This is a genomic window from Streptomyces sp. NPDC048370 (genome assembly GCF_043200825.1).
Taxonomy (GTDB): Bacteria; Actinomycetota; Actinomycetes; order Streptomycetales; family Streptomycetaceae; genus Streptomyces.
Map to the genome: position 1 here is coordinate 53,258 of NZ_JBICYI010000010.1, position 25,510 is coordinate 78,767.

Annotated in this window: 26 protein-coding genes and 1 tRNA gene; 16 read left to right on the top strand and 11 right to left on the bottom strand. The window is 70.8% G+C overall.

Going from position 1 to position 25,510, the window contains the following annotated elements; genetic code table 11:
• Nucleotides 1-14 precede the first annotated feature (14 nt).
• From ACGFYP_RS21800 to ACGFYP_RS21825, 6 genes are read left to right on the top strand one after another with little or no spacing between them, the layout of a single operon-like run.
• A complete protein-coding gene (locus tag ACGFYP_RS21800; RefSeq protein WP_393495924.1) occupies nt 15-1,112 on the top strand; it encodes an MFS transporter in 1,098 nt (365 codons plus the stop codon).
• Nucleotides 1,109-3,427, top strand: coding sequence for a molybdopterin oxidoreductase family protein (locus tag ACGFYP_RS21805; protein ID WP_393495927.1), 2,319 nt, complete (start codon nt 1,109-1,111; stop codon nt 3,425-3,427). The genes ACGFYP_RS21800 and ACGFYP_RS21805 overlap by 4 nt, the downstream gene beginning before the upstream one ends.
• 8 nt (nt 3,428-3,435) lie before the next feature.
• Nucleotides 3,436-4,035 (top strand): 4Fe-4S dicluster domain-containing protein, encoded by a 600-nt coding sequence (locus ACGFYP_RS21810; protein ID WP_266892896.1) that lies wholly within the window; start codon nt 3,436-3,438, stop codon nt 4,033-4,035.
• Nucleotides 4,032-4,688, top strand: a complete 657-nt coding sequence (locus ACGFYP_RS21815) for a Rieske (2Fe-2S) protein (RefSeq protein ID WP_361967173.1) — start codon at nt 4,032-4,034, stop codon at nt 4,686-4,688. Before ACGFYP_RS21810 ends, ACGFYP_RS21815 begins: the two co-directional genes overlap by 4 nt.
• A complete protein-coding gene (locus tag ACGFYP_RS21820) occupies nt 4,685-5,128 on the top strand; it encodes a hypothetical protein (protein WP_393495931.1) in 444 nt (147 codons plus the stop codon). Before ACGFYP_RS21815 ends, ACGFYP_RS21820 begins: the two co-directional genes overlap by 4 nt.
• 43 nt (nt 5,129-5,171) lie before the next feature.
• Nucleotides 5,172-5,393, top strand: a complete 222-nt coding sequence (locus ACGFYP_RS21825; RefSeq protein ID WP_361967176.1) for a hypothetical protein — start codon at nt 5,172-5,174, stop codon at nt 5,391-5,393.
• A gap of 19 nt (nt 5,394-5,412) precedes the next feature.
• Here ACGFYP_RS21825 and mscL read toward each other — a convergent pair whose 3' ends face one another.
• The 6 genes from mscL to ACGFYP_RS21855 form a co-directional block, all read right to left on the bottom strand.
• On the bottom strand, nt 5,413-5,940 hold the full coding sequence (mscL, locus tag ACGFYP_RS21830; protein ID WP_393495935.1) for a large conductance mechanosensitive channel protein MscL: 528 nt from the start codon (nt 5,938-5,940) through the stop codon (nt 5,413-5,415).
• A 135-nt stretch (nt 5,941-6,075) separates the two neighbouring features.
• Complete coding sequence (locus ACGFYP_RS21835) at nt 6,076-6,630, bottom strand: hypothetical protein (RefSeq protein ID WP_393495937.1); 555 nt, start codon at nt 6,628-6,630, stop codon at nt 6,076-6,078.
• Nucleotides 6,631-6,772: 142 nt separating this feature from the next.
• The gene (locus ACGFYP_RS21840; RefSeq protein ID WP_393495939.1) at nt 6,773-7,651 is read right to left on the bottom strand and encodes an S-methyl-5'-thioadenosine phosphorylase; all 879 of its coding nucleotides are present in this window, start codon (nt 7,649-7,651) and stop codon (nt 6,773-6,775) included.
• A 103-nt stretch (nt 7,652-7,754) separates the two neighbouring features.
• The gene (locus ACGFYP_RS21845; RefSeq protein ID WP_393495942.1) at nt 7,755-8,084 is read right to left on the bottom strand and encodes an FmdB family zinc ribbon protein; all 330 of its coding nucleotides are present in this window, start codon (nt 8,082-8,084) and stop codon (nt 7,755-7,757) included.
• Between the two features lie 68 nt (nt 8,085-8,152).
• The gene (locus tag ACGFYP_RS21850) at nt 8,153-9,442 is read right to left on the bottom strand and encodes an MFS transporter (protein ID WP_393495945.1); all 1,290 of its coding nucleotides are present in this window, start codon (nt 9,440-9,442) and stop codon (nt 8,153-8,155) included.
• A 302-nt stretch (nt 9,443-9,744) separates the two neighbouring features.
• Nucleotides 9,745-11,310 (bottom strand): potassium/proton antiporter, encoded by a 1,566-nt coding sequence (locus ACGFYP_RS21855; RefSeq protein WP_393496495.1) that lies wholly within the window; start codon nt 11,308-11,310, stop codon nt 9,745-9,747.
• Nucleotides 11,311-11,533: 223 nt separating this feature from the next.
• Between ACGFYP_RS21855 and ACGFYP_RS21860 the strand changes: the two genes are divergently transcribed.
• Entirely contained in the window at nt 11,534-14,254 is a 2,721-nt protein-coding gene (locus ACGFYP_RS21860; RefSeq protein ID WP_393495948.1) for a penicillin acylase family protein, read from the top strand.
• A gap of 3 nt (nt 14,255-14,257) precedes the next feature.
• Here ACGFYP_RS21860 and ACGFYP_RS21865 read toward each other — a convergent pair whose 3' ends face one another.
• Nucleotides 14,258-14,839 carry a 5-formyltetrahydrofolate cyclo-ligase gene (locus ACGFYP_RS21865; protein WP_393496499.1) on the bottom strand — a complete coding sequence of 194 codons (582 nt, stop codon included), beginning with the start codon at nt 14,837-14,839 and terminating at the stop codon, nt 14,258-14,260.
• 116 nt (nt 14,840-14,955) lie between these two features.
• Between ACGFYP_RS21865 and galU the strand changes: the two genes are divergently transcribed.
• The 8 genes from galU to ACGFYP_RS21905 all read left to right on the top strand — a co-directional run bounded on the left by galU (nt 14,956) and on the right by ACGFYP_RS21905 (nt 21,095).
• Nucleotides 14,956-15,858: a UTP--glucose-1-phosphate uridylyltransferase GalU gene (gene galU / locus ACGFYP_RS21870; protein WP_361967192.1), complete on the top strand. Its 903-nt coding sequence runs from the start codon at nt 14,956-14,958 to the stop codon at nt 15,856-15,858.
• Between the two features lie 199 nt (nt 15,859-16,057).
• Nucleotides 16,058-17,338 carry a gephyrin-like molybdotransferase Glp gene (glp, locus tag ACGFYP_RS21875; RefSeq protein WP_361967288.1) on the top strand — a complete coding sequence of 427 codons (1,281 nt, stop codon included), beginning with the start codon at nt 16,058-16,060 and terminating at the stop codon, nt 17,336-17,338.
• 57 nt (nt 17,339-17,395) lie between these two features.
• The gene (moaC, locus tag ACGFYP_RS21880; RefSeq protein WP_393495952.1) at nt 17,396-17,881 is read left to right on the top strand and encodes a cyclic pyranopterin monophosphate synthase MoaC; all 486 of its coding nucleotides are present in this window, start codon (nt 17,396-17,398) and stop codon (nt 17,879-17,881) included.
• Nucleotides 17,878-18,540, top strand: a complete 663-nt coding sequence (locus ACGFYP_RS21885; protein ID WP_393495955.1) for a molybdenum cofactor biosynthesis protein B — start codon at nt 17,878-17,880, stop codon at nt 18,538-18,540. Before moaC ends, ACGFYP_RS21885 begins: the two co-directional genes overlap by 4 nt.
• Nucleotides 18,537-19,160 carry a GNAT family protein gene (locus tag ACGFYP_RS21890; protein WP_361967196.1) on the top strand — a complete coding sequence of 208 codons (624 nt, stop codon included), beginning with the start codon at nt 18,537-18,539 and terminating at the stop codon, nt 19,158-19,160. Before ACGFYP_RS21885 ends, ACGFYP_RS21890 begins: the two co-directional genes overlap by 4 nt.
• A 142-nt stretch (nt 19,161-19,302) precedes the next feature.
• Entirely contained in the window at nt 19,303-20,388 is a 1,086-nt protein-coding gene (glpR, locus tag ACGFYP_RS21895) for a gephyrin-like molybdotransferase receptor GlpR (RefSeq protein ID WP_393495960.1), read from the top strand.
• 96 nt (nt 20,389-20,484) lie between these two features.
• A tRNA-Ala gene (locus ACGFYP_RS21900) sits at nt 20,485-20,558 on the top strand.
• Between the two features lie 141 nt (nt 20,559-20,699).
• Nucleotides 20,700-21,095, top strand: coding sequence for a hypothetical protein (locus tag ACGFYP_RS21905; RefSeq protein ID WP_393495963.1), 396 nt, complete (start codon nt 20,700-20,702; stop codon nt 21,093-21,095).
• Nucleotides 21,096-21,592: 497 nt separating this feature from the next.
• On the opposite strand, the gene ACGFYP_RS21910 is transcribed toward ACGFYP_RS21905, so the two are convergent.
• The 3 genes from ACGFYP_RS21910 to ACGFYP_RS21920 all read right to left on the bottom strand — a co-directional run bounded on the left by ACGFYP_RS21910 (nt 21,593) and on the right by ACGFYP_RS21920 (nt 23,839).
• Entirely contained in the window at nt 21,593-22,711 is a 1,119-nt protein-coding gene (locus ACGFYP_RS21910; protein ID WP_393495966.1) for a hypothetical protein, read from the bottom strand.
• Between the two features lie 202 nt (nt 22,712-22,913).
• Nucleotides 22,914-23,252: a hypothetical protein gene (locus ACGFYP_RS21915; RefSeq protein WP_393495969.1), complete on the bottom strand. Its 339-nt coding sequence runs from the start codon at nt 23,250-23,252 to the stop codon at nt 22,914-22,916.
• A gap of 104 nt (nt 23,253-23,356) precedes the next feature.
• Complete coding sequence (locus ACGFYP_RS21920) at nt 23,357-23,839, bottom strand: GNAT family N-acetyltransferase (protein ID WP_393495972.1); 483 nt, start codon at nt 23,837-23,839, stop codon at nt 23,357-23,359.
• Between the two features lie 50 nt (nt 23,840-23,889).
• On the opposite strand from ACGFYP_RS21920, the gene ACGFYP_RS21925 reads away from it, so the two are divergent.
• A complete protein-coding gene (locus ACGFYP_RS21925) occupies nt 23,890-24,687 on the top strand; it encodes an exodeoxyribonuclease III (protein WP_393495975.1) in 798 nt (265 codons plus the stop codon).
• A gap of 41 nt (nt 24,688-24,728) precedes the next feature.
• Here ACGFYP_RS21925 and ACGFYP_RS21930 read toward each other — a convergent pair whose 3' ends face one another.
• Nucleotides 24,729-25,349, bottom strand: a complete 621-nt coding sequence (locus tag ACGFYP_RS21930) for a MerR family transcriptional regulator (protein WP_393496504.1) — start codon at nt 25,347-25,349, stop codon at nt 24,729-24,731.
• Nucleotides 25,350-25,510: the final 161 nt, after the last annotated feature.

The window sequence follows — 25,510 nt, forward strand, 5'->3', positions numbered from 1 at the left end:
CCTAGCGTGTGCGCGTGACCGAGCCACCGCAGGGCCCCGCGCCCGTCGCCCAGACGCCCCCCGATGTGCGCCGCCGGACCCCGGCCGACGTGCGCCGCCGGGCCGCGCTCGCCGGAACCGTCGTCTCCGTCCTGCTGATCGTCGCGATCGTCCTCGGCAGCCGGCTCCTGCGCGACTTCGACTCGGCGCTCCTCCCGTACGCCGTCGCCACCGTCTTCCTCGCCTTCGGCGTCGCCTACCGCTACACCGTGTGGATCTCCGCGCCCGGCGCCCGCCGCCTCTTCAAGCAGGGCTGGCGCTCCTTCTTCTCGGCGGCCAACTTCCGCAAGGCGCCCACCGCGCTGCCGAAGATGATCGCCACCTACCTCGGCTTCCAGAAGTTCCTCGGCGCCCGTTCCCACGCCCGCTGGGCCGCGCACCAGCTGATCTTCTGGGGCTGCGTCCTGGCCGCCCTGATCACCTTCCCGCTCACCTGGGGCTGGTTCACCTTCACCTCGTCCACCGGCTCGGGGCCCGGCTACGAGATGCGGATCTGGGGCTTCAAGGTCCTCGGCTTCGACTCCCTGAACATCGTCGGCTGGCTGATGTTCCACGGCCTCGACATCGCCGCCGTCCTCGTCATCCCCGGCGCGGCCTACTTCCTGTGGCGCCGGATGAAGGACCGCGGCGCCATCACCGGCCAGCGCTTCGCCTACGACCTGGTGCCGCTGATCGCCCTCATCGTCATCGCCGTGACCGGGCTCCTGCTCACCTTCTCGTCGATCTTCCTGCACGGCGGCGGCTACGAGTTCCTGGCGATCCTGCACATGGTGTCGGTGGTCTTCACCCTCATCTACATCCCGTTCGGGAAGTTCTTCCACATCGTGCAGCGGCCCGCCGCCGTCGGCATGCAGCTCTTCAAGTACACCTCCCGCAACAAGGACGGCGACGAGGTCCTCGCCTGCCGCCGCTGCCAGGAACCCATCGACACCGCCCCCTACGTCGAGAACCTCCAGGGCACCATGCGCGACCTCGACCTCGGCTTCGCCGAAGGGCCCGAGTACTGCCCCCGCTGCAAGCGCGTCATGCGCGGCAACGCCTACCTGACCCACGTCAAGAAGGGCTTCAAGTGACCCAGCAGCACGTGGGCCGGCAAGACCCCCTCCCGCTCGACCCCTCGATCGCCCCGCCCGGCACCCGCAACTTCCGCGACGCCGGCGGCATCCCCGCCGACCGCTGGCACGCGGACCAGAACGGCGAGGCGCTCGTCCCCACCCATTGCTGCTTCTGCGGCGTCCAGTGCGGCATGTACCTCCGCGTCGACCGCGGGGGCAAGGTCTTCGGCGTCGAACCCCGCAACCACGACATCAACCGGATGCGGCTCTGCCCCAAGGGCATCAACGCCTACCAGCAGGTCAACCACCCCGACCGGCTCACCGCCCCGCTGATGCGCCGCAACCGCGACGAGGAGTTCCGCGAGGTCAGCTGGGAGGAGGCGCTCGACTTCACCGTCGCCGAGGTCCGCCGCATCCAGGACGAGTACGGCAACGACTCCTTCGGCCTGCTCGGCGGAGCCAGCCTCTACTCCGAGAAGACGTACCTCGTCGGCAAGTTCGCCCGCGTCGCCCTGAGGTCCCGGCACGTCGACTACAACGGGCGCCTGTGCATGGTCTCCGCCGCCGGCGCCAACAAGCTGGCCTTCGGCATCGACCGGGCGGGCAACCCGTTCTCCGACATCCTGCTCACCGACTGCCTCCTCATCGCCGGATCCAACGTCGGCGAGTGCTTCCCCGTGATGACCCAGTACCTCTGGGGAGCCCGGGACCGGGGTGCCTCCCTGATCGTCGTCGATCCCCGCGAGACGGCCATCGCCCGCACCGCCGACCTCCACGTCGCCCTCAAGCCGGGCACCGACTCCGCGTTCTTCAACGCCGTCCTGCACGTGATCGTCGCCGAGGGCCTCACCGACGAGGCGTATCTCGCCGCCCACACCACCGGCTGGGACGAGGTGAAGCGGACCGTCCAGGAGTACCCGCCCTCCCGCTCCGCCGAGATCTGCGGCGTCCCGGAGGAGCAGATCGTCCGCACCGCCCGGATGTTCGCCGGCGCCGGCAAGGCCATGGCCTGGCACGCGCGCGGAGTCGAACACCACTCCCAGGGCGTCGAGAACTGCCTGACGATCATCAACCTCTGCACCGCCACCGGGAACATCGGCAAGCCCGGCGCCGGCTACGGCACCATCACCGGTCAGGGCAACGGTCAGGGCGGCCGCGAGCACGGCCAGAAGTCCGACCTGCTGCCCGGCGGCCGCTCGATCACCAACCCCGAGCACCGCCGCCAGATCTGCGAGATCTGGGGCATCGACGAGTCCGAACTCCCGCCCGCCGGCACCTCCATGATGGAGATGGTCTGGCAGATGCAGCGCGAGGAGATCCGCGGCCTGATCGGCATCTGCAACAACCCCTTCGTCTCCCTCCCCAACTACGCGACCGTCAAGAACGGCTACGACACCCTGCAGTTCCACGCCCAGTTCGACTTCTTCCTCTCCGAGACCGCCGCCAACGCGCACGTCGTCTTCCCCGTCACCGTCTGGGCCGAGGACGAGGGCGTGATGGCCAACGCGGAGGCCCGGGTCGTCAAGCACAACAAGGCCCAGGAACCACCCGCCGGGGTCCGCACCGACACCTGGGTGATCTGCGAACTGGCCAAGCGCCTCGGCGCCGGGGACAAGTTCGACTTCCCCGACTCCCGCTCGGTCTTCGAGGAGCTCCGCGTCGCGTCGGCCGGAACGGTCAACGACTACTACGGCATCACCTACGAACGCCTGGAGGAGACCGGCGGCATCGCCTGGCCCTGCCCCAGCACCGACCACCCGGGCACCCCCCGCCTCTTCGAGGACGGGAAGACCTACCACCCGGACGGCAGGATCCATATGCAGGTCGTCGAATGGCACCCGCCCATGGACCCGTACAGCGAGGAGTACCCCCTCTCGCTCACCACCGGCAGGACCGTCGCCCACTTCCTCTCCGGCAACCAGACCCGCCGCCTGGGCGCCCTCGTGGAGCAGACTCCCCGGCCCTGGGTCGAGGTCCACCCCTCCCACGGCTTCCGCAACGGCGAACCCGTACGCGTCGTCACCCGCAGGGGCAGCGAGGTCTTCCCCGCCCTTGTCACCGAGGCGATCCGGCCCGACACCGTCTTCGTGCCGTACCACTGGCCGGTCCCCACCGCCGCCAACGCCCTCACCATCGACGCCCTCGACCCCCGCTCCAAGATCCCCGAGTACAAGGTCTGCGCGGCCCGCATCGAGGCCGCGGAGCGGATCGACGAGGTCCCCGAACCCCCGACCGCCCCCGGGCAGCGCGCCTACCCGGAGACCCAGGTCTCCCGTACCGACCCCCTGCCCCCCAGGTCCCCGCAGGGCCGTGGCACATCGGAGAGGAACTGACGCCACTCATGATGGGCCGCACGATCTTCATCGACCCCGGGCGCTGCATCGGCTGCCAGGCGTGCGTCTCGGCCTGCCGCGAGTGCGACTCGCACCGAGGCAAGTCGATGATCCACCTCGACTACCCCGACGAGGGGCACTCCGTCGCCTCCCTCCCCACGGTCTGCATGCACTGCGAGGACCCGGTCGCCCCCTGCGCCGAGGTCTGCCCCGCCGATGCCATCCTCGTCACCGCCGACGGCGTGGTGCAGCAGGCCGACACCACTCGCTGCATCGGCTGCGCCAACTGCGTCAACGCCTGCCCCTTCGGCGTCCCGAAGATCGACCTCCAGGCGAAGCTGCAGATGAAGTGCAACCTCTGCTACGACCGCACCGCCTACGGTCTCGCCCCGATGTGCGCGACCGTCTGCCCCACGGGCGCCCTCTTCTACGGAACCCTCGAAGAGCTCCAGGCCGAGCGCCCCGGCGTCCAGGTCGCCGACTCGTTCACCTTCGGCACGACCACCGTCTCCACCGGGGTGGCGATGGTCGTCCCCGCCGACAAGGTCCAATGGCCGGTCCCGGGCGGCCTGCCCGTCGTCGAGATCAACGGGAGGGATGTCCGATGAGCGTGACCGAACAGCCTCCGGCCGACGGCCAGGGCGCGGCCGACGCCGCCCAGGAGGCGCTGCACGACCGCATCGCCGCCGACTCGCTCACCACCCGGCGCGACTACCTGCGGATCGTCGCGACCGTCTCCGGCGGCCTGGCCCTCGGCGGCATCGGCGTCGCCTCCGGCATCCTGCACCGCCACGGCGACTCCGACGGCACCCCCGAACCGAAGAAGATCGCCGACGAGCTGCTGCCCGGCGAGTCCCTGGCCTTCCGCTACCCGGAGGAGGCGGACCGGGCGGTCGCCATCCGGCTGGAGGACGGCACCCTCGCCGGCTACTCGGCCGTCTGCACCCACCTCGCCTGCGCCGTCCTCTGGCGCAAGGACCGGGGCACCGAAGGCGAGCTGTACTGCCCCTGCCACGAAGGAATCTTCGACGCCCGTACGGGAGAGGTCACCGCGGGCCCGCCACCCCGTGGGCTGCCCAAGGTGCTCCTGGTGGAGGAGGTCGACGGCAGTGTCTGGGCCGTCGGCACGACCCGCTCGGGCGAGAGCGTCCAGGAAGGCCTGTGCCGCCAGCTCGGCGAGGACCGGCCCGGTCTTGCCGAGCGCCTCGGCTGCCCGGGGGCTTCGGCGCGGGGAGCGGCCACGAGGAGCGAGCGCACATGAGCGACACCACCCCCTTCCCCCGCGACCCGCAGGTCCCCGACCCCACCTCAGGCCCCTCCGACCCGGCTCCCGGTGCCGGTCCCGCGTATCCGCCGAGCCCCGCCTACACCCCCGGGAGCGCGCAGCCCCGCCTCAACCGCCCCGTCCAGGAGCGCTACCCGCAGATCCGCCCCACCAGCGGCTACGGCGACCCCCGGGTCCGCCACACCGGCCCGGGCCCCGGCGCCGGTACGGAACAGGAGCCCGAGCGCTCCTCGAAACTGAGCGCGCGCCTGGCCCTTGCCCTCACGGTCGTCATCGGCCAGCTGTGGGGGCTGACGATCCTGGTCGACGAGTGGATGGCGGGCAACACCGGCACGGCCTGGTGGGGGGCCGGCTTCCTCGTCCTGTCGTTCCTCGTGGTGCTCGGTCTCTGGCTGCTCGACCCGAAAGACCGCTGATCGGGGCGGGTCCAGGGCCGAAAACCGGGCGTACCCTGGAGGTATGAGCACCGCCCCCGCCCACGGACCGCGAGACGCGAAGCAGCCCGGCAACCAGTCAATCCCCGAGAACACCACGAAGCCGAAGCTGATCTTCGACGATCCACTGGACCAGCAATCCGCGGACGATACGGACCGCGGGTGGGGCGAGCGGCCTCCCGGCGGCAGCGACAGCTCCGCCGATCTCGCGCGCTTCCTCGACGAGAAGCCGCCGCACCACCTCTGACGTCTGTGCGAGTCGCCGACTAGGGGGTGGGGTGCGTCCCCGTACCCGATCCGCCGCCCGTGCCCGTACCTGATCCCGTGCCCGATTCCGTGTCCGGGCCGCGCTGGGCGACGAGCGCGTCGCGGATCTCCTTGAGGACCTCCAGCTCGCTGATCTCCATCGTCTCCTGGACGCCCTCCTTCGCCTTGTCGTGGGCGGCACGCCTGGCCAGGTACTTCGCCATGGGCAGCACCATCAGGAAGTAGACGACGGCGGCGGTGATCAGGAAGCTGAGGACCGCGCTGAGCACCAGGCCCCACTGGAGCTGGATGCCGTCCATCTCCCCGTCCGCACCGATCGTGCACGGGTCCTTGATGCAGGTCGCGTAGCTCTCCAGGTCCTTGGTGCCGAAGGCTCCGACCACCGGGTTGATGATGCCCTTCACCACGGAGTTCACGATGTTGGTGAACGCGGCACCGATGACGACCGCGACCGCCAGATCGATCACATTGCCGCGCGTGAGGAAGGCCTTGAAGCCTGCCATCACGCTTTCCTTCTTCGGGCTCACCCGGATGCCTTTCGTCGCGTGTGCAGTTACGTGCGCAGTTGCGTGCGCGGTTAGCCGTGCCATTAGGCCGCGAATGACGCAGAGGCGTCCAATCCGTACACACGGAACGGTTACTTGACAGGCAGTCAGTGCGAATCAACACAGCGTCACCGCCAGTTGGGACGTGACACCCGCACCCGCCAGAGCCGTCGCCGTCGGCCGTGGAACGGACAGGACGACGAGCGCTCCGCCGTCCGAACGAGTCTCACCCGTGCGCGGAACGTCGGCCACTCGAGCGCCCGTAGCGACCACGCGGGCCTCACCGGCCCCGCCCATCGGCGAGTTGGGTGCGGCGATCACGTCGACCCGGTCCCCGGGCCGCAGCAGCCGCACGGCCGCCGCGTCGGCGATCCGCACCGGCGCCGACACCAGCCGCACCGCGGGCCGTTGCTCCCGTACCGCCGCGGTCGCCGGCGGGTCGGCGGAGACCTCGCCCCCGCCCGCCACCGCGAGCGCGGCCGCGCTCATCACAAGGATCGCCGCCGGCGCCCGCCCCCTGCGCCGCACCACCCGTCGCCACCGCTGCCGCCCGCCCCGCACCCGCAGCGGCTCGAACGATGGGACGCCGAGCGTCGCGGGAACGGGGGAGCGGTCGAGGGAGCGGTCGAGGGAGCGGTCGAGAGAGGGGTCAGGAGAGTGAGAGGTCGTCATCGGGAACACCGCCTGTCGGGAGTGGGTCGGAAACTGCTCCCACCATCCCGGCCCCGCGAGAATCCCGCTCCCGCCTGTGGATCAACCGCCGACTGTGGACAACTCCCTCACTCCCGAGAGGGATTCACTCAGGGACGGGGCCTTACGGCAGCTCGATCCCCAGGTCCCAGCCGTCGTGCGCATGCGTGCACAGGCAGTCCCGGTCCGCCGTGTCCGGCAGGGCGCCCACCGCGTCGAAGAGGACCTCGCGCAGCCGTCCCACGTTCGCCCCGAACACCCGCAGGACCTCGGTGTGCGAGACCCCCTCGCCCGTCTCCGCGCCCGCGTCCAGGTCCGTGACGAGCGCGAGGGAGGTGTAGCAGAGCCCCAGTTCGCGGGCGAGGACCGCCTCGGGGTGCCCGGTCATGCCGACCACCGACCAGCCGGCCGCCGCGTGCCAGCGGGACTCCGCGCGCGTGGAGAACCGCGGCCCCTCGATGACGACCATGGTGCCGCCGTCCACCGGATCCCAGCCCTTCCCCCGGGCCGCCTTCAGCGCCACCCGCCGCCCGTCGGGGCAGTAGGGGTCCGCGAAGCTGGTGTGCACGACGTTCGGCACGGCCCCGCCCCAGGCTTCCGGGAGCGGCTCCCCGTCGAAGTACGTCTGCACGCGCGTCTTCGTGCGGTCGACCAACTGGTCCGGTACGACGAGGGTCCCGGGCCCGTACTCCTCGCGCAGGCCGCCCACGGCGCACGGCCCGAGCACCTGCCGTACGCCCACCGAGCGCAGCGCCCACAGGTTGGCGCGGTAGTTGATCCGGTGCGGCGGCAGCGTGTGGCTCCGGCCGTGCCGGGGCAGGAAGGCGACCCTCCGCCCCGCGACTTCGCCGAGGAGGAGCACGTCGCTGGGGCTGCCGTACGGGGTGTCCACGGCCACCTCCGTCACGTCCTCCAGGAAGGAGTAGAACCCCGATCCGCCGATCACACCGATGTCCGCGAACGCGTGGGTCGGGTCGGTCGCCTGGGTCGCATTGGTCGCCATGCCGGTCACATTAACGGCCCGCGAAACGCCGGAAGCCCTACCGCGCACAGCGGTAGGGCTTCCGTAAGAACGTCGGTCAGGCGCCTGGATCAGGCTGCTGAACTCAGGCTGCCGAGCTGGAGCTCGACGAGCTCGAAGTGCTCGACGTCGAGGACGAGCTCGACGCGGCGGCCGGCTTCGCGTCCGAGGAGGACGACGAAGAGGACGTGGAAGAAGCCGTGGACGGCTTCGACGCGGGCGAGCTGCTGGACGACGAGCCGCGGCTGTCGTTCCGGTAGAAGCCGGAACCCTTGAAGACGATGCCGACCGCCGAGAACACCTTCTTCAGGCGTCCCTTGCAGCTCGGGCACTCGGTCAGCGCGTCATCGGTGAACTTCTGCACCGCCTCGAGGCCCTCGCCGCACTCGGTGCACTGGTACTGGTAGGTCGGCACTTGTCTTCCTCCTGGCACTCACACTCATCGAGTGCTAACGACGATCCATAGTGACGTATTCCGCCGGATCAGTCCACCGTCACCGGCACTCGGTGACCGATACCACGCGCCGCCACGCGCCCCGGAGCCCGGGGGGCGAGGCGCGAGCGCAGCGCGAGGAGCGTGGCGAGGGCGAGCGCCGTGCCCACCAGCGGCACCAGGAATCCGGTGCTCGCGCCGTGCTCGTCCGCGAGGCGTCCCGCGACCGTCACGGCCGCCGCCTGGCCCAGCGCCACGGCGCCGGTGAGCCAGGTGAAGGCCTCGGTGCGGGCGGTGGCGGGGACCAGGGTCTCGACGATGGTGTAGCCGGTGATCAGGGCGGGAGCGATGCAGAGGCCGACGACCAGGCCGAGGGCGCCGAGCAGCAGCACCGAGTGCGCGGACCAGAGCAGCGAGGCGGCCACGGTCAGTCCGGCGTAGCCCAGGATCAGGCGCTTGCGGGGGCCGATCTTCCAGGCGACGGCGCCGCACGCGATGCCCGCGAGCATGTTGCCCGCGGCGAAGATCCCGTACAGCAGACCGTTGGCGCCGGGGTTGCCGATCTCCTCGCTGAACGCGGTCAGGGAGACCTGCATGCCGCCGAAGACCGAGCCGATGCCCAGGAAGGCGATGGCGAGGACGCGGACGCCGGGGATGGAGAGCGCGGAGGCGTGCGGCTCGGCCGAGGCGGCCGCCGCGAGGCCGTGGGCGGGCTGGGTGCTCCGCTGGGCGGCGAAGAACAGGCCGCCGAAGAGCGTCAGGGCCGCCTCGGCGATCAGACCGGCCGCCGGGTGCACCCCGGTGCAGAGCGCGGTGGCGAGGACGGGGCCGACGACGAAGGTGAACTCGTCCGTGACGGACTCGAAGGCCGCGGCCGTCGGCATCAGCGGGGAGTTCTCCAGCTTCGCCGCCCAGCGGGCACGGACCATCGGCCCGATCTGCGGGACGGAGGCACCGGCCGGTACGGCGGCGAGGAACAGGGCCCACATCGGGGCGCCCGTCATGGCGAGCACGACGAGGACGGAGACGGCGGCGGAGTGGATGAGCACGCCGGGGACCAGGACGGCGCGCTGGCCGAAGCGGTCGGCGAGCTTGCCGCTCTGCGGGGCGAAGAGCGCCATCGAGACGCCGGTGACGGCGGCGACGGCACCGGCGCTGCCGTAGGAGCCGGTGGTGTGCTGGACGAGCAGGACGATGCCGATCGTCAGCATCGCGAACGGCTGCCGGGCGGCGAAGCCGGGGAGCAGGAAGGACAGGGCTCCGGGGGTACGAAGGAGCTGTCCGTAACCGGCACGCTTGCGGGGCTTGGCGGGCTTCCCGCCCTTGCCCGTCGTCTTCACAGACGCGACAGGCGCGACAGGCGCCTCAGGCGTGTCAGAAGTGACCGTGGACACCACGGTCCTTGCCTTTCTGCCGCCTGGTAGCGCGCCCCTCGCACGGTGGTGCGGGCGCAGCCGAGAGCTGTCCTCTTGCGCGGAACTGCGGTAGATACCGGGCCCCTGCGGAGGGTCTCACGGCCGCCATACGGTCGCGCCAGCTCTGCGTCAGGCAGAGTTGGTTCGATCTAGTGTGCCTTCATGCTACAGGGAAGGGCGTCTTCCCGCCTGGGAAAACGCCCTTCTTGTTGAATCTATGCCTGTGATTAACCGGACGTTCGCTTGGTGAAGGGCAGATGCGGCCAGTGCGAGTGCGGTCCCTTGGGCTCGGAGACCGCCGTGGAGCCGCCCGTACCCAGCCAGCCGGCCAGCTTTCCGCCCTGTCCGACGGCCCGGAGCCGCCGCTCGGTGGCGTCCCGTACCGGGTCGGTCGCGACGACGAGGAGCTCGTCCCCGCGCCGCAGCACGGTCGCGGGACCCGGCACGAAGCTCTTCTCCTCCCGTACGACGAGGGTGACCGCCGCCCCGGCCGGAAGGCGCAGTTCCGCGACCTCCACGCCGTGCATCTTCGAGCCCTCCGGGATGGCGACGGACAGCAGGTGGCCGCGCAGCCGCTCCAGCGGGGCCGACTCGACGCCCAGGTCGGCGGCGCCGGAGGAGTCGCCGAGCTTCAGCGCCTTCGCCAGCCAGGGCAGGGTCGGGCCCTGGACCAGGGTGTAGACGACGACGAGCACGAAGACGATGTTGAAGACGCGTTCGCTGCCCTCGATCCCGGAGACCATCGGGATCGTGGCGAGGATGATGGGGACGGCTCCGCGCAGGCCGGCCCAGGACATCAGGGCCTGTTCCTGCCAGGGGATACGGAACGGCAGCAGGCTGACCCAGACCTCCATGGGCCGCGCCACCACCGTCAGGACCAGGCCGATGATCACGGCGGGCCAGAAGTCGTCGCCGAGCTTGGACGGGGTCACCAGCAGGCCGAGCAGGACGAACATGCCGATCTGGGCGATCCAGCCGAGCCCCTCGGCGAAGCCGCGGTTGGCCGGCGCGTGCGGCAGCTTGGCGTTGCCGAGGACCATCGCGGCCAGGTAGACGGCGAGGAAGCCGGAGCCGTGGGCCAGGGCGCCCGCCGCGTACGCGGTGACGGCGATGGCCATGACGGCGATCGGGTAGAGGCCGGAGGCGGGCAGGGCGACGTGCCGCAGGCCGAAGGAGCCGAGGAAGCCGACCCCGAGGCCGACGGCGGCGCCGATGGCCAGCTCCATGGCGATGGTGCCGACGAGGACGTACCAGCTGTCGATCGGACCGACGGTCGAGAAGGCGACGACGAGGATGACGACCGGGGCGTCGTTGAAGCCGGACTCGGCCTCCAGGACACCGGTCACCCGTGAGGGCAGCGGGACCTTGCGCAGGACGGAGAAGACGGCTGCGGCGTCCGTCGAGGAGACGACCGCGCCGATGATCAGCGCCTGCTGCCACTCCAGGCCGACCAGGTAGTGGGCGGCGGACGCCGTGATGCCCACGCTCACCGCGACGCCGACGGTCGACAGCACGACCGCCGCGGGCAGCGCGGGTTTGATCTCCTTCCACTTGGTGCCCAGGCCACCCTCGGCCAGGATCACCACCAGTGCGGCATAGCCGATCACCTGCGTCAGCTCGGCGTTGTCGAACTCGACGTTGCCGATGCCGTCCTGCCCTATGGCGATTCCGATGCCCAGGTACAGGAGCAGGCTGGGGAGCCCGCTCCGGGACGAGATCCGCACCGCCGCGACAGCGATGAGCAGGACGAGCGAGCAGATGAGCAGGAGTTCGTTGAGCTCGTGGACAGACAGTGGCCGACCCTTCCCCTCGCGTGCGGCCGGATCGTTCCTCCAGCAGCCGGTACTTCGTTACCTTACCTAATCTTTAACGTTTTCTTGACGCCTCCCTTGCGCCTCTTCGATCGCCAGTGCGATCTTGGGCGGCCTCCTTGGGACACCGCGTCCCGGCCGCTCGGGCGCTGCGCCTAAGGTTGCTCCCGTACTCCAGGACCACCCTGCCCCTCGAAGGACAGCGATGCCCTCCAACACGACCGCGCCCCCCGCCAAGAAGAAGGGGCGGCGTGCCCGCCTGATCCTCCTCGTCCTGGTCCTCGCACTGGTCGCGGGCGTCGGCTACGGGGGGTACTGGGGCGTCAGCGCCGTCCGCGGCTCCTTCCCGCAGACGACGGGCGAGATCCGGCTCGACAGCCTCTCCGGCGAGGTCGAGGTCAAGCGCGACGCCTACGGGGTGCCGCAGATCTACGCCGACACCGAGGCCGACCTCTTCCGCGCCCAGGGCTACGTCCAGGCGCAGGACCGCTTCTACGAGATGGACGTGCGCCGTCACATGACGGCCGGCCGCCTCTCCGAGATGTTCGGCAAGAGCCAGGTCGACACCGACGCCTTCCTGCGCACGCTGGGCTGGCGCCAGGTGGCGCAGCAGGAGTACGACAAGGTCCTCTCGGCGGAGACGAAGAAGAACCTCCAGGCGTATGCCGAGGGTGTCAACGCCTATCTCAAGGGCCGGGACGCCTCCGACGTCTCCGTCGAGTACGCGGCGCTCGCCCTCACCGGCGACTACGCGATCGAGCCCTGGACGCCCGTCGACTCGGTGGCCTGGCTCAAGGCGATGGCCTGGGACCTGCGCGGCAACATGCAGGACGAGATCGACCGCTCCCTGATGACGAGCCGGCTGAGCGCGGCCCAGATCAAGCAGCTCTACCCGGGCTACCCCTACAACCTGCACCAGCCGATCGTGCAGAACGGCGCGGTCGACAAGGGGACGGGGAAGTTCGACCCGAAGGGGACGGCGTCGAACGACGACAGTGACGGCACCGGTACCGGCTCCGCGCTGCGGGGCGCGCAGACCCAGCTGGGTGCGCTCTCCGAAGCGCTCGACGAGATCCCCGCGCTGCTCGGCCCGAACGGCAACGGCATCGGCTCGAACTCGTGGGTCGTCGCGGGGCGGTACACGACCTCCGGCAAGCCGCTGCTCGCCAACGACCCGCACCTCGCCCCGATGCTGCCGTCCCTCTGGTACCAGATGGGCCTGCACTGCCGCTCCGTCTCGGCCACCTGCCGCTACGACGTCTCGGGCTACACGTTCTCCGGTACGCCGGGTGTGATCATCGGCCACAACGACACCGTCGCCTGGGGCCTCACCAACCTGGGCGCCGACGTCACCGACCTGTACCTGGAGAAGGTCTCGGACGAGGGCTACGTGGTGGACGGCAAGGTCAAGCCGTTCACGACCCGCGAGGAGACCATCAAGGTCGCCGGCGGCGGCGACCGGAAGATCACGATCCGCTCGACCGAGCACGGCCCCCTGGTCTCCGACCGCTCCTCCGAGCTGGAGAAGGTCGGCCAGAAGGCCCCCGTCGGCAACGCGGCCCCCGACCGGGGCACCGGCTACGCGGTCTCCCTGCAGTGGACCGCCCTGCAGCCCGGCAAGTCCATGGACGCGATCTTCGAGCTGAACCGCGCCAAGAACTTCAAGCAGTTCCGCGCCGCGGCCAAGAACTTCGAGGTCCCCTCCCAGAACCTGATCTACGCCGACGCGGAGAACATCGGCTACCAGGCGCCCGGCAAGATCCCGCTGCGCGCCAAGGGCGACGGCACCGTACCGGCGCCCGGCTGGGACTCCTCGTACAAGTGGAAGGGCTACATCCCGTACGACGAGCTGCCGTACGAGCTGAACCCCGACCGCGGCTACATCGTCACCGCCAACCAGGCCGTCGTCGACAAGGCCAAGTACCCCTACCTCCTGACCTCGGACTGGGGATACGGCTCGCGCAGCCAGCGGATCAACGACCTCGTCGAGTCGAAGATCAAGGACGGCGGGAAGATCTCGCCCGACGACATGCGGACCATGCAGATGGACAACCGCAGCGAGATCGCGACCCTGCTCAACCCGCTCCTGCTGAAGATCGACATCTCGGACCCGTACGTCCGCGAGGCCCAGAAGCTCCTTGAGGGCTGGGACTACACCCAGGAGCCCGACTCGGCGGCCGCCGCGTACTTCAACGCGGTCTGGCGCAACGTCCTCAAGCTCGCCTTCGGCGACAAGCTGCCCAAGGAGCTGCGGGCCGAGGGCGACTGCATCAGCGTCCGCCCGGCGGACCTCACCGGCCTCCCGGTCGACGAGCAGAACAAGAAGGCGTGGGAGTGCGGCGAGCGCGACGGGGACACGGCGCAGCCGGACGGCGGCGACCGCTGGTACGAGGTGGTCCGCCCGCTGCTCAAGCAGGAGAACAGCGAGTGGTGGAAGACCGAGGCCAACCGCACCGACCAGGCCACCGAGAACCGTGACCAGCTGCTCGCCCGCGCCATGGAGGACGCCCGCTGGGAGCTGACCGCCAAGCTCGGCAAGGACGTCTCCACCTGGAGCTGGGGCCGGCTGCACCAGCTGACCCTGCAGAACCAGACCCTCGGCACGGCGGGACCTGGCTTCGTCCAGTCCCTGCTCAACCGCGGCCCGTGGAACCTGGGCGGCGGCGAGGCGGCGGTCAACGCGACCGGCTGGAACGCGGCCGGCGGCTACGGGGTCATCTGGGTCCCGTCGATGCGGATGGTCGTCAACGTCGGCGACTGGGACCGGTCCCGCTGGATAAACCTCTCCGGCGCCTCGGGGCACGCGTACCACGACAACTACACCGACCAGACCGACAAGTGGGTCAAGGGCGAGCTCCTCGACTGGTCCTTCGGCAAGGCGGCGGTCGACGCCTCGACGAAGGACACGCTGCTCCTCAGGCCGTAGCCGCTACGGGCTGAAACGGACGACCCCCTCCGGGGTCACCACCGCGTGCACGGGGTGGTCGTGCGGTTCCTCAGGGACCCGGGCGACCACCTCGTTCGCGTAGAGGAGGACGACGAGCGCCGGGTCCGCGCCCGCCCGGGCGAGCCGCGCGAGGACGCGGTCGTACGAGCCGCCGCCCCGCCCGAGCCGCATCCCGCGCTCGTCGACCGCGAGACCGGGCAGCAGGACCACGTCCGCCGCGCACACCGCCTCGGGGCCGAGTCGCGGACCGGTCGGCTCCAGAAGGCCACGGTCGGCCTTCGCCAACCGCTCCGCACCCTCGTACGCGGCCCAGTCGAGGTCGTTGTCCGGCAGCAGTACGGGGAGCAGGACGCGGGTGCCCCGAGCGCGCAGAGCGTCCAGCAACGCGCGCGTGCCCGGCTCGCGGCCCACCGACACGTAGGCCGCGACGGTCTCGGCGTCGGCCAGCTCGGCGAGCTCCCGCGCACCCCGCGCGAGCCCTTCGGCCGCGGATTCGACATCATGGCCGGTCAGCTGGGCGCGGGCGGCGAGGAGTTGGCGGCGCAAGGTGGCCTTGTCGGTCATGTCGGCCGTCACCGGGACATCATGTGGCTTCACGAACCTCTCGTAAGTGTCTTTATGCACAGGAAGTTAATCGGAGCCCCATCTTCCTCTCATTCCGAACGGCTAATGTGCTCCGCATGACTCAGTCGCCCCCCAGGATCAGCAAGGCTGTCATCCCGGCCGCCGGTCTCGGCACGCGCTTCCTCCCGGCCACCAAGGCCACGCCGAAGGAGATGCTGCCGGTCGTCGACAAGCCCGCGATCCAGTACGTCGTGGAGGAGGCCGTCGCGGCCGGACTCTCCGACGTCCTCATGATCACCGGTCGGAACAAGCGTCCCCTGGAGGACCATTTCGACCGGAACTACGAGCTGGAGGAGGCGCTGGCCCGCAAGGGGGATGAGGAGCGCCTCTCCAAGGTGCAGGAGTCCAGCGACCTCGCCACCATGCACTACGTGCGCCAGGGCGCCCCGCGCGGCCTCGGACACGCCGTGCTCTGCGCGGCCCCGCACGTCGGTGACCAGCCCTTCGCCGTGCTGCTCGGCGACGACCTGATCGACCCGCGCGACCCGCTGCTCTCCCGGATGGTGGACGTCCAGGAGCGGGAGGGCGGCAGCGTCATCGCCCTCATGGAGGTCGAGCCCTCGCAGATCCACCTCTACGGCTGCGCGGCGGTCGAGGGGACGATCGACTCCGACGTGGTGAAGGTGACCGACCTCGTCGAGAAGCCGGACACGGACGAGGCGCCGAGCAACTACGCGATCATCGGCCGATACGTACTGGATCCGGCCATCTTCGGGATACTGCGTGAGACCGCGCCGGGCCGGGGCAACGAGATCCAGCTGACCGACGCCCTGCAGAAACTCGCCAAGGACGAGCGGATCGGTGGCCCGGTCCATGGTGTGGTCTTCAAGGGCCGGCGCTATGACACCGGTGACCGCGGGGACTATCTGCGTGCCATTGTCAGACTGGCGTGCGAACGTGAAGATCTGGGACCGGACTTCCGGACCTGGCTCCGCAAGTACGTCAGCGAGGAGATGTAGCACCTTGAGCAGCAGCACGGCACCGGTGCCAGGCGATCGGGCGGAGGACGAGGCCACGGTCGGGGCGTCGTCCCAGGCGGAGGCGGCGGTCGGTGACGCGGCGGTCGGTGACGCGGCGGTCGGCGGCGCGTCCCAGGGTTCCGGCGACGCGGCGGTCGGCGATTCGTCCGGCGATCCCTGCGCGGGGCCTTCCCGGGGCCTGTGGTCGGTGGACGAGCACCTGGACGACGTCCTCGGGGCGATCACCCCGCTCGAACCCATCGAGCTGCAACTGCCCGACGCCCAGGGCTGCGTCCTGGTCGAGGACGTCACGGTGCCGGTCGCGCTGCCCCCCTTCGACAACAGCTCCATGGACGGATACGCGGTCCGTGTCGCCGATGTCGCCGGTGCCACCGAGGAGTTCCCGGCGGTCCTGACCGTCATCGGCGACGTGGCGGCCGGCGCCGACGGCCTCCCGGACGTCGGCCCCGGCCAGGCCGCCCGGATCATGACCGGCGCCCCGCTGCCGCCCGGCGCCGAGGCCGTGGTGCCGGTCGAGTGGACCGACGGGGGCACGGGTGGGGGAGCGGCGAGCGGGATGCGCGCCGCAAGCGCCGACCCCGAGGGCGCGGGCGGTGAGGTCCGCGTCCACCGGGCCGCCGAGGCCCGCGCGCACGTCCGCGCGCGCGGCAGCGACGTCCAGGCCGGCGACCTGGCCCTGGAGGCGGGCACGGTCCTCGGGCCGCCGCAGATCGGGCTGCTCGCCGCGATCGGCCGCGCCACCGTGCGCGTACGCCCCCGTCCGAGGGTCGTCGTGATCTCCACCGGCAGCGAACTGGCGCAGCCCGGCGAGGAATTGGGCAAGGGCCAGATCTACGACTCCAACAGCTTCGCGCTCGCCGCCGCCGCGCGCGACGCCGGAGCCATCGCGTACCGGGTCGGCGCCGTCACCGACGAGGCCGAGACGCTGCGCGCCACCATCGAGGACCAGCTGATCCGCGCCGACCTCCTCGTGACCACGGGCGGGGTGAGCGTCGGCGCGTACGACGTGGTCAAGGAGGCGCTGACGACGGCCGGCCAGTTCGAGGGTCAGGTCGACTTCCGGAAGCTCGCCATGCAGCCGGGCAAGCCGCAGGGGTTCGGGACGATCGGCCCGGAGCACACGCCGCTGCTCGCCCTGCCGGGCAACCCGGTCTCCTCGTACGTCTCCTTCGAGCTGTTCGTCCGCCCCGCGATCCGGGCGCTGATGGGCCTCGACGACCTCCACAGGCCGCGGGTCCGGGCCGTCCTGACCGCGGACAAGCCGCTCTCGTCCCCGTCCGGCCGCCGCCAGTTCCTGCGCGGGACGTACGACGCCGAGTCCGGCACCGTCACTCCGGTGGGCGGAGCCGGCTCGCACCTGATCGCCGCGCTCGCGCACGCGAACGCCCTGCTCGTCGTACCGGAGGAGGCCACGGAGGTGGCCCCCGGCGCGGACGTCGACGTGGTCCTCCTCGGCTGAGGAGGGCCTGGTGGCGGTACCGTGGCGTCCCACACAGCGACCGGGAGTGTCACGGCCATGAGCACGCAGCAAGGACTCACCCACATCGACGAGGCCGGGGCGGCCCGCATGGTCGACGTCTCCGAGAAGGACGTCACGGCGCGGACCGCGCGCGCCAGTGGCCGCGTCCTCGTCTCGCCGCGCGTGATCGAGCTGCTGCGGGGCGAGGGCGTACCGAAGGGCGACGCGCTCGCCACCGCCCGGATCGCCGGGATCATGGGCGCCAAGAAGACCCCGGACCTGATCCCGCTCTGCCACCCGCTGGCGGTCTCGGGCGTGACCCTGGACCTCACCGTCGCGGACGACGCGGTCGAGATCCTGGCGACCGTGAAGACGACGGACCGCACGGGCGTCGAGATGGAGGCCCTGACGGCGGTCTCGGTGGCGGCGCTGACGGTGGTCGACATGATCAAGGCGGTCGACAAGGGCGCGGTCATCTCCGACGTACGGGTGGAGGAGAAGACCGGCGGCAAGTCGGGCACGTGGACGAGGACCGAGTCATGACGGCGACCACGGCGGGCGGCGCGGCCGCAGGACTTCACCCGCAGGCGCGGGCCGGCCGGGTGGGCGAGACGCACGGGCACGAGGACCACGGTCGCGGCCCTTCCATCGAGGGCGGCCCGGCCGCTCCGGCGCCGGGCACGGACCGGGCCCCGACCGGCGGGGCGGCGCTCGGCGCCCCCTACTCCGCACTGGTGGTCACCGCCTCCAACCGGGCCGCGGCCGGGGTGTACGAGGACAAGGGCGGCCCGCTGATCGCCGAGGGCCTGACGCGGATGGGCTTCGCGGTCGACGGCCCGCAGGTCGTGCCGGACGGCGCGCCCGTCGAGGCGGCGCTGCGGGCCGGCGTCGAGGCCGGGTACGACGTCATCCTCACCACCGGCGGCACGGGCATCTCGCCCACCGACGCCACGCCCGAGGTCACCCGCCGGGTCCTCGACCAGGAGATTCCGGGCATCCCCGAGGCGATCCGCGCGTACGGCCGGGAGAAGGTGCCCACGGCGGTGCTGTCGCGGGGCCTCGCCGGGGTCGCGCGCGGGACGCTGATCGTGAACCTGCCGGGTTCCTCGGGCGGGGTCCGCGACGGCCTCGCCGTACTGGAGCCGCTGCTCGTCCACGCCGTCGACCAGCTCCGCGGCGGCGACCACCCGAGACCGTCATGATCCCGTCCTGGCCCGTGGTCCTCGCCGACGGAGACGTCGTGCTGCGGCCGATAAAACTCCGCGACCAGCGGGCCTGGCGCGAGGTCAACCGGCGCAACCGGGACTGGCTGCGCCCCTGGGAGGCGACGATCCCGCCGGCGGCCCCGGGCGCTCCGGTGGCGCAGCGGCCGACGTACCGGCAGATGGTCCGCCATCTGCGGGCCGAGGCGAACGCGGGGCGGATGCTGCCGTTCGTGATCGAGTACCGGGGCGAGCTGGTCGGTCAGCTGACGGTGGCGGGGATCACCTGGGGCTCGATGTGCTCGGGCCACGTGGGGTACTGGGTGGACAGCGCGGTGGCGGGCCGAGGCGTCATGCCGACGGCGGTCGCGCTCGTGGTCGACCACTGCTTCCGCCACGTCGGGCTGCACCGCATCGAGGTCTGCATTCGGCCGGAGAACGTCCCCTCGCGGCGGGTCGTGGAGAAATTGGGATTCCGGGAGGAGGGGCTGCGCCCGCGCTACCTCCACATCGACGGGGCGTGGCGGGACCATCTCGTCTTCGCGCTCACCGCGGACGAGGTCCCCGAGGGGCTGGTGCGGCGCTGGCACCGGGCCCGTCCCTCCCATCCCGCCCAATGAAATAAATGTTCGAATTCAATCAGTAGTTGACCACCAATCGATCTGAACAATCACAAAAAAGTTCAGTGATATCAGCCAGATCGTGCGACACACCGGGCCAATTGGCCGATGCCCTCCCGCGAACCCCTCTACGGTGTGAGGCGTGAGCAGCAGCGGCCTCATCTACGCAGTCATCGTCGGGGCCTGGGCCGCCTACTTGGTGCCGATGTGGCTCCGCAGGCAGGACGAGCTCAACGAGGCCCGTCCGACGGAACGCTTCAGCACCGCCATCCGGCTGCTGTCCGGACGGGCGGGAATGGAGCGTCGGTACGCCAAGGAGCTGAAGGACCGGGAGCCCGGCGTGGACCCGGACGTGGAGACGGAGCATCTCAGCTCGGTCGACGTCCGGGCCTTTTCCGCGCCCGCGGCCAGGACCGAAGCCCGCCTGGAGGCCCCGGACCCGGGCCCCGTGCCCGACCGGGCGCGCGACCACGCCCCCGCCCCGGTGCGGCGCCCCGCCAAGGCGCCCGCCAAGGCGCCCTCCAAGGCGGCCGTCGAACGGGCCCGGCGCGGCAAGGTCCTCGCCCGGCGCCGCCGGACCACGGTCGTCCTCTTCCTCGCCTTCACCCTCGGCGCGGTCGTCGCGGCGGTCGGCGGCCTTGCCTTCCTGTGGGCGCCGGCCGTCCCCGCGGTGCTGCTGAGCGCGTACATCGTGCATCTGCGGACGACGGAGCGGCGGCGCTTCGTCTACGTGATGGACCGTCGGCGCGCCGAGGCGGCGGCGGCCCGGCTGCGGGAGAACCGCCCGCGCCGCCCGGCCGCGCCCGCCGAGCCCGAGGACGAGCCGGCCCGACCCGAACCCGAACCGGCCCCCGAGGTCTCCCCGCAGGAGGCCGACCGCCGCGCGCTCGTCGAGCAGACGGACCACGCGGAGTGGGTGGACCAGCAGCGCGAGCGCGGCCCGGCCCGGGGCGACAGCTGGGAGCCGGTCCCGGTCCCGCTCCCGACGTACGTCACCGCCCCGGTCGCCCCGCGCGCCACGAGCGGCATCGACATCACGGACCCGGAGACCTGGAGCTCGGCCCGCTCCTCCACGGCGGCCACCGACCCGACTCCGCCGGCCGCCCCCGCCCCGAACCCGGCTCCTCGCCAGCGCACGACCCCACCCCGGTCCCGCCGCGACCACGGCCGCACCCCGCTCTTCGACCAGTACGCGGACGACGACCGCCCCCGCGCGGCCAACGAATGACCCCGGCCCGAGGGCTCCCCGGAGCCCTCGGCTGACCTGCGGGGGAGCGGATTTCCGTGCAGCCCGATCGGGATGCTAATGTTTCACACGTCGCAAGGGCCTGTGGCGCAGTCTGGTAGCGCACCTCGTTCGCATCGAGGGGGTCTGGGGTTCAAATCCCCACAGGTCCACAGACGACAGTTCGCGAGTAGCTCTCGTGAACGTCACGAGATCCCGCTCGGTCGAAAGACCGGGCGGGATCTCTGCGTTTCCAGGGTTCCGGCCGGTGCGGGTCACGTGAGAACCGAACGACGAGAGCTGGGGGAGAAGCGGTGGAGTTCAAGCGTGCGCGGTTGTTCGACGGTGTCGACCCGGTGTCCGGGCCGTACTTCGACGAGTCCAGGCCACGCATCGCCGATCAGGACGAGCGCGAGCGCCTGCTCGGATTCCTGGCACACGGTGGTACCGCTCTCGAGCGGGCTGCCGGTCTGGCTCGGGATCAGTTCGATGCGTCGAAAGGCGAGGTCGTTCCGATCGCGACGGTGACCGATGGCGTCTGGATCTGGACGCTGGCGCAGGCCTACTACCTTGAGCAGTACGGCTATGGGCCGGATTCGGAATTCTACGAATACATCAAGTCCCGGGACTATCGAACGGACAAGCCGGGAGAGGAAATCCAGGTTGCCGCTTCGGAGTTCCTGCGCCGCAGTCGGAACGGGCGCTCATGAGCCGGTGACGGGCAGGGCGGCGCGGTGGTCTCTGCCCCGGCTGCTCGGTTCACACGCGGGAGGTCGGTCCGGACTTCGTGGAGCGCGCTCCGGACGGGACGTTCCGTCCGGAGCGCAAGGCGAGGTGCGACCCGCTCGCCGCGTCCGGCCGGCAAAAGCGCATGGGCGCCGGCCCGGTCGGGCGGCGGCCTGAGCTCCTCGTGGTCACTTCTTCGCTTCCCCGTCGGAGACTCGGGTCCTGCGGTCCTCCGGGACCGTGGCCTCGTACAGGGCCACGATCTTCTCCTTCCCGTCCTTCAACTCGAACAGCACCCCACCGTCCCCGGGGTAGGGACGTCGATGGTCGAAGCCGCCGGGAGAGATGTCACCCGGAATGCTTTCCGGGAAGGCCGCGCAGTACATGATGTATCGGTCAGCCGTGGTTCGGGACTCGGTATTGCGTCGACGCTGTAGGTGCTTGCAGGCATCACACAGCACAGGGGAACGGCGCATGTGACTCACTCCTTCGTGTCCTTGAGGTACTTGTCGATTATCTGGCCGACTTCCATGGCGAACGGTCGGGGATTATCGGCCAGCTTGTATTCCGTGAAGCACTCGGCGACCATCTCGTGAGGGTCCGTGGCCCCGTACTCCGAGACCAGGGGCTCGATCGCCGCGGCCGTCTCGTCGTCGTGCGGCTCGACACTGGTGTCGTACGGCCGCCCGATCGCGTCGGACACGACGGTCTCGAGTTCCTGGTTGGCCTCGGGCGAGTCGAAGATCTCCTGAGCCAGATGATGCCCGAACTCGTGATGGAAGATCCCCTCGACGGATCCGCCTCCAGGGACAGTCCAGTTGCTCTCCTCTTCGAGCTTCCCCTGTTCCGAGAGCGCCTCGTAGTCACCGAAGTCGCCCGAGTCGAGGTAGATCCCGACGGCGTCCGGACCACCGGGCTCGAGCACGGCGTACGCCAGAGTGGAATCAGCGGCGGCGGCCTCGGACCGGACGACCTCCATGCCCTGGAACACACCGGGATATTCGGCGGACAGCTTCTCCATCGCCTGATTGACGTCGTTCGCGGAGTCGGGCGACAAGGGATTGGTCGTGTAGTCGACCTGAACACCATGGGCGTCGCCGATCTCCTGTCCCTCGGCCTCGGCCTGCGCAAGGCGGACTTCGTCGGTCGCCTCGTCCGGCGGCTCCTCGAAGCTCTCGTCCGTCGCCCCGTCAGGTTCCTCCGACTGCTCAGGCGCCTCCAACTCCTGAGGATCGTCGGACTCCTGAGGCGCGTCCGGCTTCGCCGGCTCCTCCGGCTCATTCGCATCGGGCTCGGCCGGCGCCAACTCTGCTGCGGGTTCCAGGGGATCGCTCTCCTCCGGCGGCTCGGGCTGCTCCACGTCATCCTCTTCGTGAAGCAACTCCGCCGTTCCCTCGGCACGTTCCTCGGGCTCCTCCGGCTCCTCCGGCTCGTCCGGTGCCTCGGATTCGGCTTCGTCGTCGGGAAGCTCCGTGTCGTCCTCGACCGACTCCGGTTCCTTGGGCTCTCCGAAGTCGTCGCCCTCGGGAAGTTCCGTTGCCTCCGGGGCCGGTTGTGGCTCCGGAAGGTCGGTGCCTTCAGCCGTGTACAGCTCGCCCATCGGATGCCCCCCGGTCCCGGTCCCGTACGTCCCGCGTCATGGCTTGCGCATCGTGAGCACGAAGTACAACGGGGCCTTCGCCAGAATTTTGCCCCATGCTCCGGCGCCGGCGGTTCGAATGGGTGGACCTCATGCGGGCGTTGTGCTCGGCGTCGGACTCAACCGACGCCCAGTCGAAGCTCCTCGGGGTCCCCCGCGGGGATCACGTCGCCCGGGTGATCCACCGTCGCAGCGCGATGTGGGTGGAGTCGTCCAGGGTGCACAGGGCCTCGATCGCGGCGAGGTCGCCCGGTAGGGGGGCGATGCCCGCCGTGGTGAGGGCGGAGTGGAGTTCCAGGCGGCGGTGGTCCGCCGGGTCGAGGGGGAACGACAGGCGGGTGGCCGGAGCCGGCGGGGGGAGCGGGTAGTCCAGGGTGTCCGGCAGGCCGTACGCGGCCGGCGGGTCCTCGGGGAGGTCGGCGATGTACATCGCCGGGAACCGGTAGGGATCGAAGTCCGACAGCGCGGTCGGGGCCGTGGGGAAAGACTGGAGCTCAGTCATGAGTGCCTCCTTGGTTGTCCTGCCACTGACGGGGAGGACAACGCGAAGGCCGGGAGCAGTTGCGGTACGAGCCCCTCTCCACCCGAATGCCGCATCGCGGCTCGTCAGGGCTGCAGGGGCTTCGCGAAGCAGCGGCTGCTCTCGTAGTGGCGGTAGTGGCCGAACTTGGCGCACGGCTCGTAGCCGCTGGAGGCGTAGAGCGCCATCGCCTCCGGCTGGGCCGTGCCCGTCTCCAGGACCATGCGGGTGCGGCCCGCCGCGCGGGCGTCGGCCTCCAGGGCCGCCAGGATGCGGCGGGCCAGGCCCAGGCCGCGTGCCTCGGGGACCACGTACATGCGCTTGAGCTCGGCGTCGCCGTCCGCGTAGCCCTCGTCGTTCTTGTCCTGGGTGCGCCAGGCGCCCGACGCGACCGGGCGGTCCTCGGCGTCGTACGCGAGGAGGTAGAGGCCGCGCGGCGGTACGAACATCCCCGCGTCGAGCGGTGTGGCGTCGCCCTCGCCGTCGTAGCGGACCGCGTACTCCAGCATGACCGCGTCCTGGAGCTTCACCGCGTCGGGATGGTCGTAGGGGATGGGGCGTATGTTCATGTCGTCTATTGTATGGGTATGCGGATCGATGGGGTCGGTAGTCTCCTTGGATGCTCACTGTGACCTCTGTCAATGTCAACGGTCTCCGTGCCGCCGCCAAGAAGGGCTTCGTGGAGTGGCTCGCCGGGACCTCCGCCGACGCCGTCTGCCTGCAGGAAGTCCGTGCCGAGGAGGCTCAGCTCCCCGCCGACGTCCGGGCGCCCGAGGGCTGGTTCACCGCGCACGCGCCCGCCGCCGCCAAGGGGCGCGCCGGGGTCTCCCTCTACACCCGTCGTGAGCCGGACGCCGTGCGCGTCGGCTTCGGGTCGAGCGAGTTCGACGGCAGCGGCCGGTACATCGAGGCGGACCTGCCCGGCGTCACCGTCGCCAGCCTCTACCTCCCCTCCGGTGAGGTCGGCACCGAGCGCCAGGACGAGAAGATCCGCTTCATGGACGAGTTCCTGCCGTACCTGAAGGAGCTCAAGGAGCGTTCCGCCGCCGAAGGGCGTGAGGTCGTCGTCTGCGGCGACTGGAACATCGCCCACCGCGAGGCCGACCTCAAGAACTGGAAGGCCAACCAGAAGAGCGCCGGCTTCCTCCCCGAGGAGCGGGAGTGGCTCGGTCGCGTCTTCGGCGAGGCCGCGTACGTCGATGTCGTGCGGGAGCTCCACCCTGACCAGGACGGCCCCTACTCCTGGTGGTCGTACCGCGGTCGCGCCTTCGACAACGACACCGGCTGGCGCATCGACTACCAGGTCGCCACCCCCGGTCTCGCCGCGAAGGCCGTGAAGGCCTACGTCGAGCGGGCCGCCACCCACGCGGAGCGGTGGAGCGACCACGCGCCTGTCACCGCGGTGTACGACCTGTAGTTCACGAGGGGTGTGGGGCGCGCGCTGTCGTCCGGCAGCGGTCAGGGGTGCTCGCGTAGGCGGCGGTCCAGGGCCATCGACAGTTCCGCCTCCACCACGCTCTTCGCGAGCGGGCGCAGCCGCTGGATGTCCTTCTCCTCCGCGTGCTCGCGCAGCAGGTCGGTGAAGAGCGCGGCCAGCGCGTCCGCGTGGTCGCGGACCGCGCGCCCCGCCTCCAGGACCGCCGCGAGCGGGACGCCCTCCTTCACCAGGGCGGCGGAGACGTCGAGCAGTCGGCGGCTGATGTGGACGATCGCGTCGCCGTCGGTGGCGAGGTAGCCGAGGTCGAGGGCGGCCAGCAGGTTCTCCGGGGTGACCTCGCCCGCGAAGTAGTCGGCGAGCTCCTGGGGGGTGAGCCGGATCGGCTCCTCCTCGGTGGGCTCGCCGAGGCCGAGGACCTCGCTGACGTCCTTGCCGCTCTCGAAGGCGGTGTTGAGGTCGGCGATGCCGTTGAGGGTGTGGCCGCGTTCGAGCAGGGCGGCGATCGTCCGGAGCTTGGCCAGGTGGTGGTCGTCGTACCAGGCGATCCGGCCCTCGCGGCGGGGCGGTGCGATCAGCCCGCGCTCGCGGTAGAAGCGCAGGGTGCGCACGGTGATGCCGGCCTCGGCGGCCAGTTCGTCCATGCGGTACTCGCGTACGTCCCTCAGGCCCGCCTTCCCGTCGCCCCTCCCGTCGCCCTTCCCCTTGCCCTTCCCTTCGCCCTTCACGTCTGCCTTCGGCTCTTCCGATCGGTCTGCCACGCCCGCCAGCCTATGTTGTACCGCCGGTAACTTTCCCTTGCCCG